This is a genomic window from Lampropedia puyangensis, assembly GCF_004833285.1.
GTDB lineage: Bacteria > Pseudomonadota > Gammaproteobacteria > Burkholderiales > Burkholderiaceae_C > Lampropedia > Lampropedia puyangensis.
Window position 1 is genome coordinate 1 of sequence record NZ_STFG01000009.1, and the last position, 14,622, is coordinate 14,622.

The window sequence follows — 14,622 nt, forward strand, 5'->3', positions numbered from 1 at the left end:
ATTGTGCAGTAGTCGATTGATGATTCCGGGTTGTTCAAGTGTGCTGAGGTGTCCGCATTCAGCTACGATTTCGAGCTCGCAGGAAGGGATTTCTGCTGCCATTTCTATGGCTAATTCTGGGGGGGTGAGTTGGTCATGCTCGCCGACCAGAACAAGTGTTGGACAGGAAATATTGAGGAGCGTGGGGCGAGAGTCAACTCGACCCATGATGGCGTATTGCTGTTGGATGTAATGAGCCACACCGGTGGTTTGTGCCATGGCAAGTACGCTTTGTAAAAGCTTTTGATTGTGTTGCTGTACCGGGTGAACTGAGCGTGGAAAGTTCATCTCGGTGACCAGTGGTAGTTTGCCTTGCTGCGCTAATGTAATCATTCTTTTTCTATTTTCTATGGCCTCATCGTTGTCTGGTCGCGCAGAAGAATTCAAAATGGCCAAGGCGATCACTCTTTTGGGCGCTAGGCGCATGATTTCAAATGCGATGTAGCCCCCCATCGATAAACCGATGAGAACGAAACGAGGAGGGGCAGTTGCAAGAATTTCCTCAGCTATTGCTTTGATCGTGCTATTGCCAAGTGTGTTAGCAATGGTAATTGGGCCAAATCTCCATAAAGTAGACAGTTGACCTGCGAAAAGTTCAGGTGAGCATGCCAAGCCTGGTACTAAGACGGTGGGTAAAGAGGGGGCTTCGCCAATTGTTCTTCCGAAATCGTTCGCTGCCAATGTTGTTGCTGACTCTGAATGTGGCATGGATAGTTTCCTTATGCTTCTTATCCGATACTAGGGAGTAATCTAGCAATCTCTTCTATTGAGTCAAAATACCCATCTGCATCAATCGTTTCGACAGGATTGCCATGGTTGAAGCCGTAACGCAAAATGGCGATGGGGCACTGCGCTGCTCTGGCTGCTGCAGCGTCATTGGCGGAGTCGCCAATCATCAACGTGTGTGCAGGCATAGTCTGAAGTCGAGTGCACGCTTGTATCAGAGGATAAGGATCAGGTTTACGTTTTGCGTAGGTATCGCCAGCAATGAGAAACTCTGCGTACCTTGCCAAGCCCGTATCGTGTAGTAATGGCATGGCAAGTCGCGTCGGTTTATTGGTGACTATGCCCATCGGATAGCCTTTTGCTCGTATTTGTTCAAGCCCTTCTCGTACACCTGGGTAGACTTTTACATGTGAAGTGCCCGCAGCTTCATATCCTGTGAAATATAAATGCATCGCTTGTTCAAACATATGCTCAATGGACTGGGCATCATGGGGCTGCTTTGCTTCTAGAAGGAGCATTTGTAGAACAACCCTGACGAGATGCTCTGAGCCCTTGCCAATCGTTTGCGCGACGAATTGGGGTGATGCGTGGGGGAGTTGCATTGCATCACTCATAAAGTTGAGGGCGGCAACAAACTCATCAAGCGTATTAATTAATGTGCCATCTAGGTCGAGTAAAACCGCTTGTATTGAATTGGGGGCTAATAGAAATGGGCTCGGTGTGTTCATGAATACGATACGGGTAGAGCAAATGTATGCTCAGGATTTTCTCAGGCACAAGGTTGAGAACTAAATGGTGTCAATAGCGGCTTAGATCAAATGCCGAAGGACTTGAGAATTGCATGCTGACTGATGTATTGGCATGGTGTGCGCTGATAATACGGCAATGGCTGTGACACTGAACAAAACTCCTTGGCACCACCACTTCATTGGGCTGTTTTTGCGCTTTGATGGGTGGTTGATTCTTGCCATTCTTTTCTTGGCTGCGCTGGGTTTGATTGCCATGTATTCGGCAGGTTTCGACCATGGCACACGCTATGACTTGCATATGCGCAACATGCTGCTGGCAGCATGCATTCTGTTTATGGTGGCTCAAGTGCCTCCGCAAAAGATGTTGCTGTTGGCGGTGCCTTTGTATGTGGGTGGTGTTGTGTTGCTGCTAGGCGTTGAATTTTTAGGAATTACGCGCAAAGGTGCGCAGCGTTGGGTCAATATAGGTGTAGTAATTCAGCCGAGTGAGATTATGAAAATTGCGGCGCCATTGATATTGGCGTGGTGGTTCCAATTGCGGCAGGCGCCTTTTCGAGCGACCGATTTTATAGTTGCTGCTGTTTTGTTGGCGGTGCCGGTAGCCTTGATTCTTCATCAACCAGACTTGGGTACATCACTGCTGGTTTTGGCCGCTGGACTTTCTGTAATTTTCTTTGCGGGATTGCCCTGGAAACTGATCGTTCCTCCTGTCATTTTGGGTGTAATTGGAATTGTGCTGATTGTCGTGTTTGAGCCGCGTTTGTGCCAGGATGGCGTCGACTGGGTGGTGCTGCATGACTACCAGAAAACGCGTGTGTGCACGTTGCTTGACCCTTACAACGACCCGTTAGGTCGTGGTTTTCATATTATTCAAGGCATGATTGCCATTGGCTCTGGGGGAGTGTGGGGCAAGGGATTTATGGCGGGAACGCAAACACATTTGGAATTCATTCCAGAACGGACAACCGACTTTATTTATGCTGCCTTTGCAGAGGAGTTTGGACTGGTTGGAACCGTTGCCTTATTGCTTGGTTTCTTATTTTTGATTTACCGTGCGCTAATCATTGCCATCCGTGCGCGAAGCTTGTTTGGGCGTCTGATGGCATCAGCCGTGGGCATGATTTTCTTTACTTATGCTTTCGTCAATATGGGGATGGTGATGGGGATTTTGCCTGTCGTGGGCGTACCTTTACCGTTTATTAGCTATGGCGGTACAGCCATGGTTACATTGGGTTTAGCGCTCGGTATCTTGATGTCAGTGGCAAGAGACAGCGCCATTGTCGAGCCGACAATCGAATTCACTGGTAATGCTGCCCGTTAATTCGCGCCGTCACCAAGGCTGCCGCATTACGTATTTCGCCTAGTGCTGTTTGTTCGGACTGGCGATGGCAGTGCACCGATGCGGCTGCACGCGCCAACGTTTCCAATTCGGCGCCAGAATATAGGCACCATGGACCTTTTTGGTGGCAACAAGCCAGTACATGTTGCCTAAAAATGGCAGGAACGGGGTGGCGATACGATCCACCCATGCCATGCTGCTGTACCAGTGCGTATTTTTAAAACTGGGCAGAAAGCAACCAAAGGATGCATCCTGAACCTCTAGATTGAGTAAGTGAAGCCAGTCACGCAGCCGCAGGTAACCAATGGGCGTGCCCAGTTGCTGTTGAGACAGGGCGGGGCGTGTGCGGCCAAGTAACCGCACTGGATTGAAGCCACTGATGATTAGCCTTCCTTCTGGGCGCAACACCCTGCAAGCTTCTCGCAATGCCGCGTGCGGTTGATGGCATAGCTCTAAACCATGCGGCATGACAAGTAAATCAAATTGCTCCGTTTCGAAGGGCAAGGCTTCGGCATGAGCACAAAGATGTGCTGATGCAGTCGTGCCTGCATAGTCTTGTAGCTGCCAACAATGTTGAATACGACTGTTGTGCAAGGCATGGATGGCTGAGGCGCCAATTTGCAGCGCATAGTAACCAAAGTAGTCGGCAACAGCGTGGTCATAATGCTGCTGTTGCCAGTGGCAAACGTATTGCCCAGCTGCTGCATGTAGCAGCCACTGGTTAAACGCATTGTTCTCATTTTCAATGGTCAATCCCATGCACCTGCGTCCTATTTCTGCATTTTCAGACAACTATATTTGGATGATGGATGATGGCCACCAAGCGGTGGTGGTCGATCCTGGGGATGCAGCACCTGTGCAAGCTGTTTTGCAAGAGCTTGGTTTAGTGCTGCAAAGCATTGTAGTGACGCATCATCATGCTGACCATACTGGAGGTGTCAGTGCCTTGAAATCGCACTTCGGGGCGACTGTCTATGGCCCTGCTGGAGAAGTCATTGCAGATGTGGATGTGCATTTGCGAGGCGGCGATACCTTCAGCTTGTTGGGGCACACAAGCCAAGTCATTGCGGTGCCAGGGCATACGGCTGGGCATATTGCCTACTATTTGCCTGAAGTCGCTTTGGATGACGGGGCTGCGCCCGTACTATTTTGTGGTGACACGCTGTTCAGTGCGGGTTGTGGGCGATTGTTTGAGGGAACCCCTGCGCAAATGCTGAATGCATTGGATGCCTTGGCTGCGCTGCCCCACGCGACGCGAGTCTATGCTGCGCATGAGTACACCTTGTCGAACATGCGTTTCGCAGCGGTGGTAGAGCCTGACAATCGGGATTTGCAGGCAGCGCTGCGACAAGCACAGCAACTGCGTGCACAAGGTGCACCGACATTGCCTAGTTCACTTGACCTTGAGTTGGCGATCAACCCCTTTTTGCGCAGTCGTTTGCCAAATGTGCGAAAAGCCATTCAGGCACACGCAGATCAGTCTTGTGACTTGGATGAGCAATGGTTTGCGGCTTTGCGTGAATGGAAAGACCATTTTTGAACTTGCAAACCTGTTGTTGGTCAATGCGGCTTTGGCGGGCGAGACTTGCGGCCCGCAGAGGCAATGCTGCCGATTGAAGCTGCCATGATGCAGCCAATGGCCAGCCATTGGCTTGGGGCAAGTAACTCATGCAGAAAAAGCATTCCTGCCAGTGCTGCGACGACTGGCTCAATGCTCAGCATGACGCCAAAGGTCTCGCGTGGCAACCGTTTGAGGGCGTACATTTCTAAGGAAATAGGAATGGCGCTGGACACGATCGCCACGGCCAGCCCGAACAGCAGCAGTTGTGGGTGCAGTAAGTCCAGACCAGTATGGGCAACCCCAACGGGTACGACAATCAGTGAGGCAGCCAGCAGGCCTAGCGAGACGGACTGGCCTGCATGCAAGTGCCCTGCACGCTTGCCAAAAATGATGTAGGTCGCCCATGCCGCAGCGGCACCAAAGGCCCATGCAACCCCGGTTGGATCTAAGGCAGAGGCATCTTGTTTGAATGGCAATAGCAGGGCTAGTCCTAGTACCACTAGGGCAATCCATACATAGTCGAGTTTGCGCTGTGAGTAGTACAAAGCCACTCCAAGTGGCCCAATAAATTCAATGGCCACTGCAATGCCAAACGGGATGGTTTGCAGAGCCATGTAAAACATCAGGTTCATGCAACCCAACGCCAAGCCATAGCGCAACACGGCATAGCGATCAATGCGTGAAATGGGCCAGCGCCAAGGCCGCCAGAAGACCAGCAATACCAAAGCTGACATGCCAACCCGCAAGGCACTAGTGCCTTGCGCACCAATGAGTGGAAAGAGTTGCTTGGCATAAGACGTGCCGATGGCCAGTGAGCAAACGGCAGTCACTACGGCCAAAACGGGGAGCAACAAAGGGGGAAGCGCTATAGAAGAAGTACTGTTGTGCATGGTGCGCAACTATATTGCGTGGCGTGAGAGTATTTGCTTCTCTTTTACTTATGTTTGTGCATGATTCGCTCTATGAACCGCCACCAAACGTCTATTGCACTCGATGCTTTCGATATCGCTATTCTCAGCATATTGCAGCGTGAGAGTCATCTCTCGCAGCGGGAAATCGCTGAACGTATTCACCTCTCTGCGCCTGCGGTTCAGCGGCGCATTAAACGTTTGGAAGATACCGGGGTGATTGCGGCGCATGTTGCAGTTCTCAATCCAAGCAAAGTCGGCAGCCCAATGCTGCTGATGATTGAGGTGCAGATCCATAATGAAAAGCGTGCACATCTGACCCCGTTGGAGATGCGCATCGCGCAGGAGCCCGCTGTGCAGCAATGCTATTTTGTGACAGGGCAGGCAGATTATTGGCTGTTGGTGGCTGCGCCCAACATGGATGATTTTGTCGCGTTGACTCGGCGGTTGTTTGATGATGACGACAACGTCAAGCGCTTCACCACGTCTGTCGTGCTGCGTCGTATCAAAGTGGGGCTGGAGTTGCCTTTGCCCTCAGTTCCTCTATAGAGCGCAAACACAGAGCAGTCATCAGGCCGTTCATATGGACGTTGCGCACGAGCATGCATTGAGACGACTTAAGCGTGCATGTGCAATAGGCAATCAAATCCGTGCAACAAAAAAAGGGTGCTTGCGCACCCTGTCAAATGAGTCACCTTGGAAACTAAATGGTTCTTAGAAGCGATGGCGAATACCGATAGTCACTCCAGTGCGGTTCTTGGCGCCATTGGCTGCACCGCTTGTGTCGGTCAGCGATACATGTTCTCCGCTGAGCTTGGTGTAGTCCACGCTAAAGTACGCATCCGTGCGCTTGGAGAAAGCGTAGTCCAGTACGGTTGATGCAAAGTGCGCCTTGCCGTCTGCCATTGCTGTGCGCCCCGATTGCTTCGCGTACCAGTAGTGCACGCCCCAGTTCAACTGTGGCGTGACTTGGTAACCAAAGCCTACAGTTGCCATTTTGCGTTTGTTTGCTGCGGTGAATGCGGCACCGCTGAAGCCACCATTCGATGTCCCTGACCAGAGTGAACTGAGCACCGAATAATCCACATTGCATTGGATATTTGCACCGCAATTGGCTTGGCCATCCAGGTTGTGTTTGTTTTCACCGTAGGCAGTGTTGAAGTACCACGGGCCCGTGCGGTAGGAGCCGCCGATGGCGTACGACTCAAGCTTTTTGTCTGCGCTGCCAAATTTGCGTTGGAGGTAACCAGCACCAACGGCCCAGCCGCCATCTGCCCAGCGCAGATAGCCGCCTGTTGACTTGCCCCCGGAAGAATAGGTTGCCCCGTTGACTGTTGTCGCACCTTCACCTTTGAGCGTAGTTTGCACGGCGAAGCGGAAATTGCCCAATTGCCCAATGTATTTGATCAGCTCGTTGCTGCGCGCTCCCATGGACATGCCCACCTCAGGTTTGAATGCTTCCATGTAGGGTGAGTATGGGTAAGACGCATACGTGGACGTGTAGAGATCGAACATCACGTTCCAGTGACGCCCCATAATGAGCTGGCCCCACTGCTTGCTGCGCAACCCGACCCAGGCATGTTGGAAGTTATTGCCTACCACGCTGCCATCAGTGGTGAGAATACGCTGCTCGAAGTTGGCCAGTGCGCTAAGGCCATTGCCTAAGTCCTCGCTCACGTTGATGCCCAAGCGACTTTGAGACATGCCGCCTGGAATCATTTTCGTCTGTGAAGAGCCTTTGTTGCCTGCCGGTCCCTCGTTGGTGGTGTGCCGAATGGCCGCATCAACAATGCCATAGAGCTGGACATTGGATTGGGCCATCAGCGGAAATGCCGCGCCAATGGCCAGCATGCCAAGCGTGAGTTTTGCTTTCATTGTGTCTCCTGTTCTGGCGTGTTATGAATGTGCCAGTTTGTTAATAAAGCGAAGCAAGTTCATTTTGGGATAGAGCGGGCCTTGATGGCTATACCTGCACAGTTATGGTTTTCCCCGCTTTTGTCACCTATGCAGCACGGCTCTGGTCATCCCGGTTGACAGCCTCTTTAATGCTCTGTAATGCTTAAAAAATGAGCATAAAAAAAGCGCCGCAATGAAAGCCATTGCGGCGCTTTGAAAGAGGGCGGAGCAAGTGTTATTGAGCAGGCGTCAAGGAGGAGGCTAGTGCGGCATCGACCATTTCTATCCAGTGTTTCACCGATGTTCTGCCTGCTCCATCCAAGTGAGTCTGGCAGCCGATATTGGCCGTGACGATTTGATCAGGACGACCTGATTCCAACGCATCAAGTTTGTTGTCTCGCAGTTTTTTAGAAAGGGTAGGTTGGGTGACGGAATAGGTGCCCGCTGAACCACAGCACAGATGAGCATCAGGCACGGCCGTCAGATTAAAGCCCAGGCGAGTGAGCACGCTTTGTGCTACGCCCCCCAACTTTTGAGCATGCTGCAAGGTACAAGGGCAGTGGAAGGCGGTCTTTTGGTCTGATTCGATCCGAATCTCTTCCAAGTCTTCGGCCGCCAGCACTTCAATCAAGTCCTTGGCTTTGTCACTTACTACTTTGGCCTTGTCTGCATAAGCAGGGTCATCGCGCAGTACGTAGCCATACTCTTTGATGAATGCGCCACATCCACTGGCCGTTTGGATGATGGCTTCGGCACCTGCTTGTAAGTGGGGCCACCATGCATCGATGTTACGGCGAGCGCGGTCTAGCCCATCTCTGGCGGCACTCATGTGGTAATCCACTGCGCCGCAGCATCCTGCTTCGTTAACGGTATCAATGCTGATTCCCAGGCGATCCAATACACGCGCGGCGGCAGCGTTGGTGTTGGGCGAAAGGGTGGGTTGCACGCAGCCTTCGAGCATCAGCATACGGCGCGCATGGCGCGCAGCAGGGCGCGTGCCAGCAGGGGCAATGGCACGGGGCATTTTGCTGCTCAAGCGTTGCGGCAACAACGGTTTGAGAATTTGCCCGGTTTTGAATAAGGTGTTGAACACAGCTGGGCGAGGCAGGACTTGGCGCAAGCCTTCACGCAGCAAACGTTCTTTGGCAGGGCGTGGTACGCGCGCTTCCACAGCAGGGCGCCCAATCTCCAGAAGTTTGTGGTATTCCACACCGGAAGGGCAAGTGGTTTCGCAATTGCGGCAAGTCAAGCAGCGATCCAGGTGTTCCTGCGTGGCCGCAGTGACTTCGTCTTTTTCCAGGAACTGCTTGATGAGGTAAATGCGCCCGCGTGGCCCATCGAGTTCATTGCCCAATTCTTGGTATGTGGGGCAGGTGGCATTGCAAAAGCCGCAGTGCACGCAACTGCGCAGAATGCGTTCTGCCTCGGCGGCATGTTCCAGTTGTTTGGCAGACTTGCTGAAGTTGGTTTGCATGGTCGAGTCTCGTGGCTAAGAGAAATGGCTGGAGCTTCAGAAATCCGCAAACATGCGGCCGGGGTTGAAGATGCCTTGTGGGTCTATCTTGGCTTTTAGGTTGAGGTGCAAGCGCAAAATGGCAGGGGTGAGCGGATGCAATGGGCTCTGCGTCGCAGCTGGGCTGAAGCAGCAGGCATGGCCCCCGGCTTGCTCGGCGACGGTGCGGATTGTTTGGGCTGATGCGTCACTGCGCAGCCAGCGCTGGGCTCCGCCCCAATCGATGAGTTGGTCGCCTTCAATAGCAAGCGGCTCTGCCCATGAGGGGACTGACAAGCGCCATAAGGCACGCCGATCATGTACCTGTTCAAAAAAAGGCAATTGTTGTTCGCGCAAGGCTCCCCAATAAGCGGCATCCATCAGCTCACCGCCAATGCGATCATGCGCGGCGCGCACAGACCCTTCGTTGCCTTCAAAGCGCAGGTAGAACGTCTGGCCATCGTGGGCTGCCGCACTGATGGGCAGAGGCTGTTGCCCCCATTCGCGCAGGCGTGCCAGTGCGCGCTCGACAGGAATGGCCTGTTGCACACTGATGCTGCAGCGCGGCTTGGGCAGCACTTTGAAGGAGGCTTCGGTGATGACGCCCAAACACCCTAAGCTGCCTGTAAGCAGGCGAGAAATATCGTAGCCAGCCACATTTTTCATCACTTCTCCACCAAAGCGAAGGTGCGTGCCCAGCCCACTGATCAAACGTGTGCCTAATACAAAGTCACGCACAGAGCCTGCCCAAGGTCGGCGTGGGCCAGACAAGCCCGTGGCCACCATACCGCCTACTGTGGCATGAGGGCCGAATGCAGGTGCTTCGCAGGCGAGCATTTGCCCGCCTTTGTCGAGTGTGGCATTGAGCTCTTGCAGTGTGGTGCCTGCGCGGGCGGTGATGATTAGCTCGGTCGGGTCGTATGAGACGATGCCGCGGTGGCCCGTGACATCCAACACTGGTAAGTGAGCGGCAATAGGTCGGCCGTAAAAGGCTTTGCTGCCGCTGCCTGCAATGCGCAAGGGCTGGCGTTTGGCGATGGCCTCTTGCACTTGGGCTAGCAGGGCCTCGCTTTGGTCTTGTCCTGCGGCGGAATCAAACAAAACAGGCGTGCTCATCAAAAACGCTCCAGCTCAGGGTGTGGCAATTGGCCGTGGTGAATGTGCATGGCACCAAACTCGGCACAGCGGTGCAAGGTGGGAATGTTCTTGCCTGGGTTGAGCAGGCCTTCTTCATCGAAAGCAGCCTTTACAGCATGGAAGAAGGTGATTTCATCGCTGTTGAATTGCGAACACATTTGGTTGATTTTTTCGCGCCCAACACCGTGTTCTCCTGTGATGCTTCCGCCCACTTCCACACACAGCTCAAGAATTTTTCCACCCAATGTTTCGGCGCGTTCCAACTCGCCAGGGGTATTTGCATCAAACAAAATCAGCGGGTGCATGTTGCCATCGCCTGCGTGAAAGACGTTGGCGACGCGCAAACCATAGTGCTCTGATAGGGCGGTGATGCCATGCAGCACTTTAGGTAAATGGCGGCGTGGAATGGTGCCATCCATGCAGTAGTAATCGGGTGAAATGCGGCCCACGGCTGGGAAGGCGTTTTTACGGCCAGCCCAGAATTTGGCGCGCTCGGCCTCATCCTTGGCTTGCTGCACGTTGGTGGCGCCGGCTTTAATGAGTACCTCGCGCACTAAGGCGCAGTCTTCATCAACGTCTGACTCCACGCCATCCAATTCGCATAGCAAGATCGCTTCAGCATCAAGTGGGTAGCCTGCGTGAATAAAGTCTTCGGCTGCGTGGATGGAGAGCTTGTCCATCATCTCCAAACCGCCGGGGATAATGCCTGCGGCAATGATGTCGCCAACGGCACGGCCCGCTTTTTCGACATCGTCAAAGCTGGCCATCAGCACTTTTGCGACCACGGGTTTGGGCAGCAAACGCACGGTCACTTCAGTGACCACGCCCAGCATACCTTCAGAGCCGGTGAACAAGGCTAATAAATCAAAGCCTGGTGCGTCCAATGCATCGCTGCCCAATGTGACGGGCTCGGCATCAATGGTGAGCATCTCCACTTTGAGCACGTTGTGCACTGTTAAACCGTATTTCAGACAATGCACGCCACCAGCATTCTCGGCCACATTGCCACCAATTGAGCAGGCAATTTGCGAAGAAGGGTCAGGCGCGTAGTACAGCTCGTGTGGCGCAGCTGCTTGTGAGATAGCCAGGTTGCGCACACCTGGCTGCACGCGGGCAAAACGGCCTTCTGGGTTGACTTCCAAAATGCGTTTGAACTTGGCCATCACCAGCAACACGCCTTTTTCAAGCGGCAACGCACCACCAGACAAACCCGTGCCGGCGCCCCGTGCCACTACGGGTACTTTGCGTTCTTTGCAGATACGCAGTACCGATGCGACCTGATGGATATGTTCAGGCAGGACGACCAGCAGCGGTTGTGTGCGGTACATCGACAGGCCATCGCATTCGTAGGGGCGCAAGCGCTCGGCTTCATGCAGGATGTTCAATTGCGGCTCTGCCTGTTGCAAGGCAGCGAGCAGTCCTGCTTTGTCAACATCGGGCAAGGCGCCGTCGATGCGTTCGTCGTAGAGGATGTTCATCGTGTTGGGGCGCCAAGGCGCACAAGTCGTTTGTTGCGCATTATCCAAATGCCTGCGTGCCTATTCAATCATTTGAATGACTGGTATGACCAGTTTGTGGTGCGCGTCCATTGGCCGTGAATGGCAATTGCATTGGAATGGATACTTTGGTTTGCTTGATTTTCTGAGAACGTATCTCATTCGTTTTATGCGGGTTCGCTAATACTGCAGTGGATTGAACTGATGCGTTGGTTTGCTGACGGATGCGACTATCTGGTAATACCAGTTAAAAATACAATGGCCAAAGAACATGAAATAGACCCCATGGTGAAAGGATAGGCAATGGAGAAGAGCCCCGGATTGAATGGTTTGCAAGGCTTGGCGTGGTTGTTGGTGTTTCAGGTTGTTGGCGAGGTACTGGCGCGCGTGGCCAGCTTGCCTGTGCCGGGGCCTGTGTTGGGAATGTTGCTGCTGTTACCAGCATTGCAGTGGCGCACTGTACGTGTGGCGGTCAGTGCTTGCGCTGGCTTGCTGCTGAGCCATTTGTCGCTGTTGTTTGTCCCTGTGGGGGTTGGCGTGATGACGCATTTAGGGCTGCTGCAGTCGTATGGGGTGCGGATTGTTTTGGTTTTGGTTGTATCGACTTGGATCGGGCTGTGGGTAACGGCCTGGCTGTTGCGTGCGCTGTTGCGAAAGGAGCCTGGCGATGAATGATTTTGTTGAGCTGTGGCTGTATTTGTCCACCACTCCGCTTTTTGGTCTTACGGCGACATTGGTGGTCTATCTGGCAATCTATGCGGTGTACATCCGTTTAGGCGCAGCCCCCTGGGCCAACCCTGTGCTATGGAGTGTGGTGGTGTTGGCCACGGTGTTGATTGCAAGCCATGTGCCCTATCAAACCTATTTTGCGGGTGCGCAATTTATCCACTTTTTGTTGGGGCCTGCGGTAGTGGCCTTGGCCTATCCCATGTGGCAGCGGCGCAATGAATTGCGCAAGCGCGGCATTGCGCTTGTGACCGCAGCCGTTGTGGGGGGCAGTGCGGCATCATTGAGTGCAGTTGGTTTGGCATGGCTGTTTGGCTTGCCTGGAGATGTCATTGTGTCGATGGCGCCCAAATCGGTGACTGCGCCTGTGGCCATGGGCATTGCCGATGCGATGGGCGGAGTGCCTGCGCTGGCTGCCGTGTTTGCGGTGCTGACCGGGATGGTCGGGGCAATCTCAGGGAAATATGTGTTTGATGGCTTGGGCATTTCCACACAGACCTCAGGCATGGTCGTGAGAGGGTTTGCATTGGGGACGGCTTCGCATGGTATTGGCGCTGCACGCGCTTTGCAGGTCAACCCGGATGCGGGCGCTTATGCCGGGTTGGCGTTGGGAATTCAGGTGTTGGTGGCTTCGACGCTGATGCCGCTGCTTTTTCGCTGGTTTGCAGGCTAAACGTGGTGGTGAAGGACTTCAAACATGGTTAAAAGAAGTACCCCTGGACGTAGGCAAGAGACGCTTTATGCCGATCCGCTGCATGCAATGCCTGATATGCGGGGTGAGTCTTCTGGTAGTGCGGTCGCGTCCGATGTGGGCATGCACATTGCCGACCAAGTGGCCGCACATATTGAGCGCTTGATCGTCAATAGCGTGCTGAAAGTCGGGCAGTTGTTGCCTTCTGAGCGGCGCTTGATGGACAAACTGGGGTGTTCGCGCACCGCCTTACGTGAGGGCTTGCGTATTTTGCGTGGTAAGGGTGTGATTCGTACGGAGCATGGCAAAGGTTCGTATGTGCAGCCTATTGATGCTTTGGGCGATGCTGGCCCATTGATGCACTTGTTTTCTTCACAACCACGCACATTGTTTGATTTGCTTGAAGTGCGCGTTTTATTAGAAGCAGAGGCAGCACGCTTGGCCGCGATGCGTGCCACATCCGCTGATCTCATCATGATTCGCAGGCAGTATGCTGCTTGGCAGCACGCGCAGGGAAACCCTGCATCTACCGCGACGGCCAATGAACATGCCCGACGCGACCACGCTTTCCACCGGGCCATCAACGAGGCTTCGCACAATCCCGTGCTGGTGCATATGCTGGAGTCTCTCAGCGAACTGATGCTCAGCACGGTTTATGCTTCCGTGCGCCATTTGTACGTTCGTCCTGAGACCAAAGCCAGCATTGATGCGCAGCATGCCGCTTTGTTTGAGGCGATTGAGGCACGTAATCCGCAAAGTGCACAATTTGCAGCGCGCGCGCATGTGGTCGGGGTGCGTGAGAGTTTGCGCGAACTAGAGTTGGAAGACGAGCGTATTGTGCGCGCTGACATGCGGCTCAATGGCTGGGATTGACATTGCGCATGCTGCGGCACAATCCATGCTTTCGACAAAACCTTTCTCGTATGTACCAAGACGCCACTTCACAGCGTGCACCACTTCCCTCGGGCTGGGCGCGTGTGGGCGTGCCGGCTTCGGCAAAGGGGTGCGTATTGGATTTTCTCCTGAAGCGTTTTGCACATGTGCCCCAAGCACTGTGGTTGGAGCGTTTTGCGCAACGCTCTGTCTGTGATGGAAATGGGCGGGTATTGGTCGCTGAGGGAGCCATCGAGGGCGTCCAGCATATCGTGTATCCACGCCATCCACAGCGCGAGCGCGCTATTCCTTTTGAGGCTCAGGTGCTCTACCGTGATGCCCACATTCTGGTGGCCGACAAGCCACATTTCCTGCCCGTTGCCCCGGGTGGGGAGTATGTCGTGCAGACGCTTTTGACGCGGTTGCAGCAGCAGTTGGACTTGCCGCAATTGGCACCTTTGCACCGACTCGACAAAGATACGGCGGGGCTAGTACTGTTTTCGGTCAATCCGAATTCACGAGACGCCTACCACGCGCTGTTTCGCACGCATGCGATACAAAAAACCTACGAGGCTGTGGCGCTGGCGGATGCGCGCCTGAGTCCGGGATTGCGCCATCAAAGCTGTTTAATGCCTGGCGGGGCGCGTTTTTTTACGATGCAGGAAGTGACCGGACAGGCCAATAGCCATACGCATATTGAGCTTGTGCAGCAGCAGGGCCGCTGGGGCTTGTACCGATTGCGTCCCATCACTGGAAAAAAACATCAGCTGCGTGTGCATATGGCAGCTTTAGGGGTGCCGATTCGCCACGATCCTTTTTATCCTGACATCGTGGATCCACCTGAAGGCGATTACAGCCGCCCTTTGCAACTGTTAGCGCGTTCACTGGATTGGTTAGATCCAGTGAGCGGGCACGCTTGCCATTTTGAAAGCAAGTTAGTCTTGCAATGGCCCCCCATTGAGGGATAAGGGGCATCTCATGGCTATTGG

General features: G+C 53.7%; 15 protein-coding genes. 7 read left to right on the plus strand and 8 right to left on the minus strand.

Annotation, left to right across the window (positions count from 1 at the left end):
- Together E9531_RS09335 and gph are read right to left on the minus strand one after the other, a co-directional pair.
- The coding region (locus E9531_RS09335; protein WP_136573501.1) for an alpha/beta fold hydrolase at positions 1-747 on the minus strand (747 nt) is incomplete at its 3' end.
- A 20-nt stretch (positions 748-767) separates the two neighbouring features.
- Positions 768-1,493 (minus strand): phosphoglycolate phosphatase, encoded by a 726-nt coding sequence (gene gph, locus E9531_RS09340; RefSeq protein ID WP_136573502.1) that lies wholly within the window; start codon positions 1,491-1,493, stop codon positions 768-770.
- Between the two features lie 157 nt (positions 1,494-1,650).
- Here gph and rodA point away from each other — a divergent pair, with 157 nt between their 5' ends.
- The gene (gene rodA / locus E9531_RS09345; protein WP_136573503.1) at positions 1,651-2,835 is read left to right on the plus strand and encodes a rod shape-determining protein RodA; all 1,185 of its coding nucleotides are present in this window, start codon (positions 1,651-1,653) and stop codon (positions 2,833-2,835) included.
- A gap of 39 nt (positions 2,836-2,874) precedes the next feature.
- Here the strand turns inward: rodA and E9531_RS09350 are convergent, their stop codons facing one another.
- Entirely contained in the window at positions 2,875-3,612 is a 738-nt protein-coding gene (locus E9531_RS09350; protein ID WP_136573504.1) for a class I SAM-dependent methyltransferase, read from the minus strand.
- Here E9531_RS09350 and gloB point away from each other — a divergent pair.
- Entirely contained in the window at positions 3,611-4,393 is a 783-nt protein-coding gene (gene gloB, locus E9531_RS09355; RefSeq protein ID WP_136573505.1) for a hydroxyacylglutathione hydrolase, read from the plus strand. The genes E9531_RS09350 and gloB overlap by 2 nt on opposite strands.
- A gap of 20 nt (positions 4,394-4,413) precedes the next feature.
- On the opposite strand, the gene E9531_RS09360 is transcribed toward gloB, so the two are convergent.
- Positions 4,414-5,304 (minus strand): EamA family transporter, encoded by an 891-nt coding sequence (locus E9531_RS09360; protein WP_136573506.1) that lies wholly within the window; start codon positions 5,302-5,304, stop codon positions 4,414-4,416.
- 72 nt (positions 5,305-5,376) lie between these two features.
- Here E9531_RS09360 and E9531_RS09365 point away from each other — a divergent pair, with 72 nt between their 5' ends.
- The gene (locus E9531_RS09365; protein WP_136573507.1) at positions 5,377-5,871 is read left to right on the plus strand and encodes an Lrp/AsnC family transcriptional regulator; all 495 of its coding nucleotides are present in this window, start codon (positions 5,377-5,379) and stop codon (positions 5,869-5,871) included.
- Positions 5,872-6,036: 165 nt separating this feature from the next.
- On the opposite strand, the gene E9531_RS09370 is transcribed toward E9531_RS09365, so the two are convergent.
- The 4 genes from E9531_RS09370 to glcD form a co-directional block, all read right to left on the minus strand.
- The gene (locus tag E9531_RS09370; RefSeq protein ID WP_136573508.1) at positions 6,037-7,197 is read right to left on the minus strand and encodes a porin; all 1,161 of its coding nucleotides are present in this window, start codon (positions 7,195-7,197) and stop codon (positions 6,037-6,039) included.
- A gap of 256 nt (positions 7,198-7,453) precedes the next feature.
- The gene (glcF, locus tag E9531_RS09375; protein ID WP_136573509.1) at positions 7,454-8,692 is read right to left on the minus strand and encodes a glycolate oxidase subunit GlcF; all 1,239 of its coding nucleotides are present in this window, start codon (positions 8,690-8,692) and stop codon (positions 7,454-7,456) included.
- 36 nt (positions 8,693-8,728) lie between these two features.
- On the minus strand, positions 8,729-9,826 hold the full coding sequence (glcE, locus tag E9531_RS09380; protein WP_136573510.1) for a glycolate oxidase subunit GlcE: 1,098 nt from the start codon (positions 9,824-9,826) through the stop codon (positions 8,729-8,731).
- The gene (glcD, locus tag E9531_RS09385) at positions 9,826-11,325 is read right to left on the minus strand and encodes a glycolate oxidase subunit GlcD (RefSeq protein ID WP_136573511.1); all 1,500 of its coding nucleotides are present in this window, start codon (positions 11,323-11,325) and stop codon (positions 9,826-9,828) included. Before glcD ends, glcE begins: the two co-directional genes overlap by 1 nt.
- Positions 11,326-11,664: 339 nt before the next feature.
- Here glcD and E9531_RS09390 point away from each other — a divergent pair, with 339 nt between their 5' ends.
- The 4 genes from E9531_RS09390 (at position 11,665) to E9531_RS09405 (ending at position 14,601) form a co-directional block, all read left to right on the plus strand.
- Complete coding sequence (locus tag E9531_RS09390; protein ID WP_136573606.1) at positions 11,665-12,018, plus strand: CidA/LrgA family protein; 354 nt, start codon at positions 11,665-11,667, stop codon at positions 12,016-12,018.
- A complete protein-coding gene (locus E9531_RS09395) occupies positions 12,011-12,742 on the plus strand; it encodes an LrgB family protein (protein ID WP_136573512.1) in 732 nt (243 codons plus the stop codon). The genes E9531_RS09390 and E9531_RS09395 overlap by 8 nt, the downstream gene beginning before the upstream one ends.
- 141 nt (positions 12,743-12,883) lie before the next feature.
- Positions 12,884-13,633 (plus strand): transcriptional regulator GlcC, encoded by a 750-nt coding sequence (gene glcC / locus E9531_RS09400; RefSeq protein ID WP_136573607.1) that lies wholly within the window; start codon positions 12,884-12,886, stop codon positions 13,631-13,633.
- Between the two features lie 50 nt (positions 13,634-13,683).
- Positions 13,684-14,601 carry a pseudouridine synthase gene (locus tag E9531_RS09405; RefSeq protein WP_136573513.1) on the plus strand — a complete coding sequence of 306 codons (918 nt, stop codon included), beginning with the start codon at positions 13,684-13,686 and terminating at the stop codon, positions 14,599-14,601.
- Positions 14,602-14,622 lie beyond the last annotated feature (21 nt).

Coding starts and splice junctions, on each gene's coding strand:
- E9531_RS09365 (WP_136573507.1), top strand. CDS start 5,377: ATGAACCGCCACCAAACGTCTATTGCACTCGATGCTTTCGATATCGCT.
- glcE (WP_136573510.1), bottom strand. CDS start 9,826: ATGAGCACGCCTGTTTTGTTTGATTCCGCCGCAGGACAAGACCAAAGC.
- gph (WP_136573502.1), bottom strand. CDS start 1,493: ATGAACACACCGAGCCCATTTCTATTAGCCCCCAATTCAATACAAGCG.
- E9531_RS09360 (WP_136573506.1), bottom strand. CDS start 5,304: ATGCACAACAGTACTTCTTCTATAGCGCTTCCCCCTTTGTTGCTCCCC.
- glcD (WP_136573511.1), bottom strand. CDS start 11,325: ATGAACATCCTCTACGACGAACGCATCGACGGCGCCTTGCCCGATGTT.
- E9531_RS09350 (WP_136573504.1), bottom strand. CDS start 3,612: ATGGGATTGACCATTGAAAATGAGAACAATGCGTTTAACCAGTGGCTG.
- E9531_RS09395 (WP_136573512.1), top strand. CDS start 12,011: ATGAATGATTTTGTTGAGCTGTGGCTGTATTTGTCCACCACTCCGCTT.
- glcC (WP_136573607.1), top strand. CDS start 12,884: ATGCACATTGCCGACCAAGTGGCCGCACATATTGAGCGCTTGATCGTC.
- gloB (WP_136573505.1), top strand. CDS start 3,611: ATGCACCTGCGTCCTATTTCTGCATTTTCAGACAACTATATTTGGATG.
- glcF (WP_136573509.1), bottom strand. CDS start 8,692: ATGCAAACCAACTTCAGCAAGTCTGCCAAACAACTGGAACATGCCGCC.
- E9531_RS09405 (WP_136573513.1), top strand. CDS start 13,684: ATGTACCAAGACGCCACTTCACAGCGTGCACCACTTCCCTCGGGCTGG.
- rodA (WP_136573503.1), top strand. CDS start 1,651: ATGGCTGTGACACTGAACAAAACTCCTTGGCACCACCACTTCATTGGG.
- E9531_RS09370 (WP_136573508.1), bottom strand. CDS start 7,197: ATGAAAGCAAAACTCACGCTTGGCATGCTGGCCATTGGCGCGGCATTT.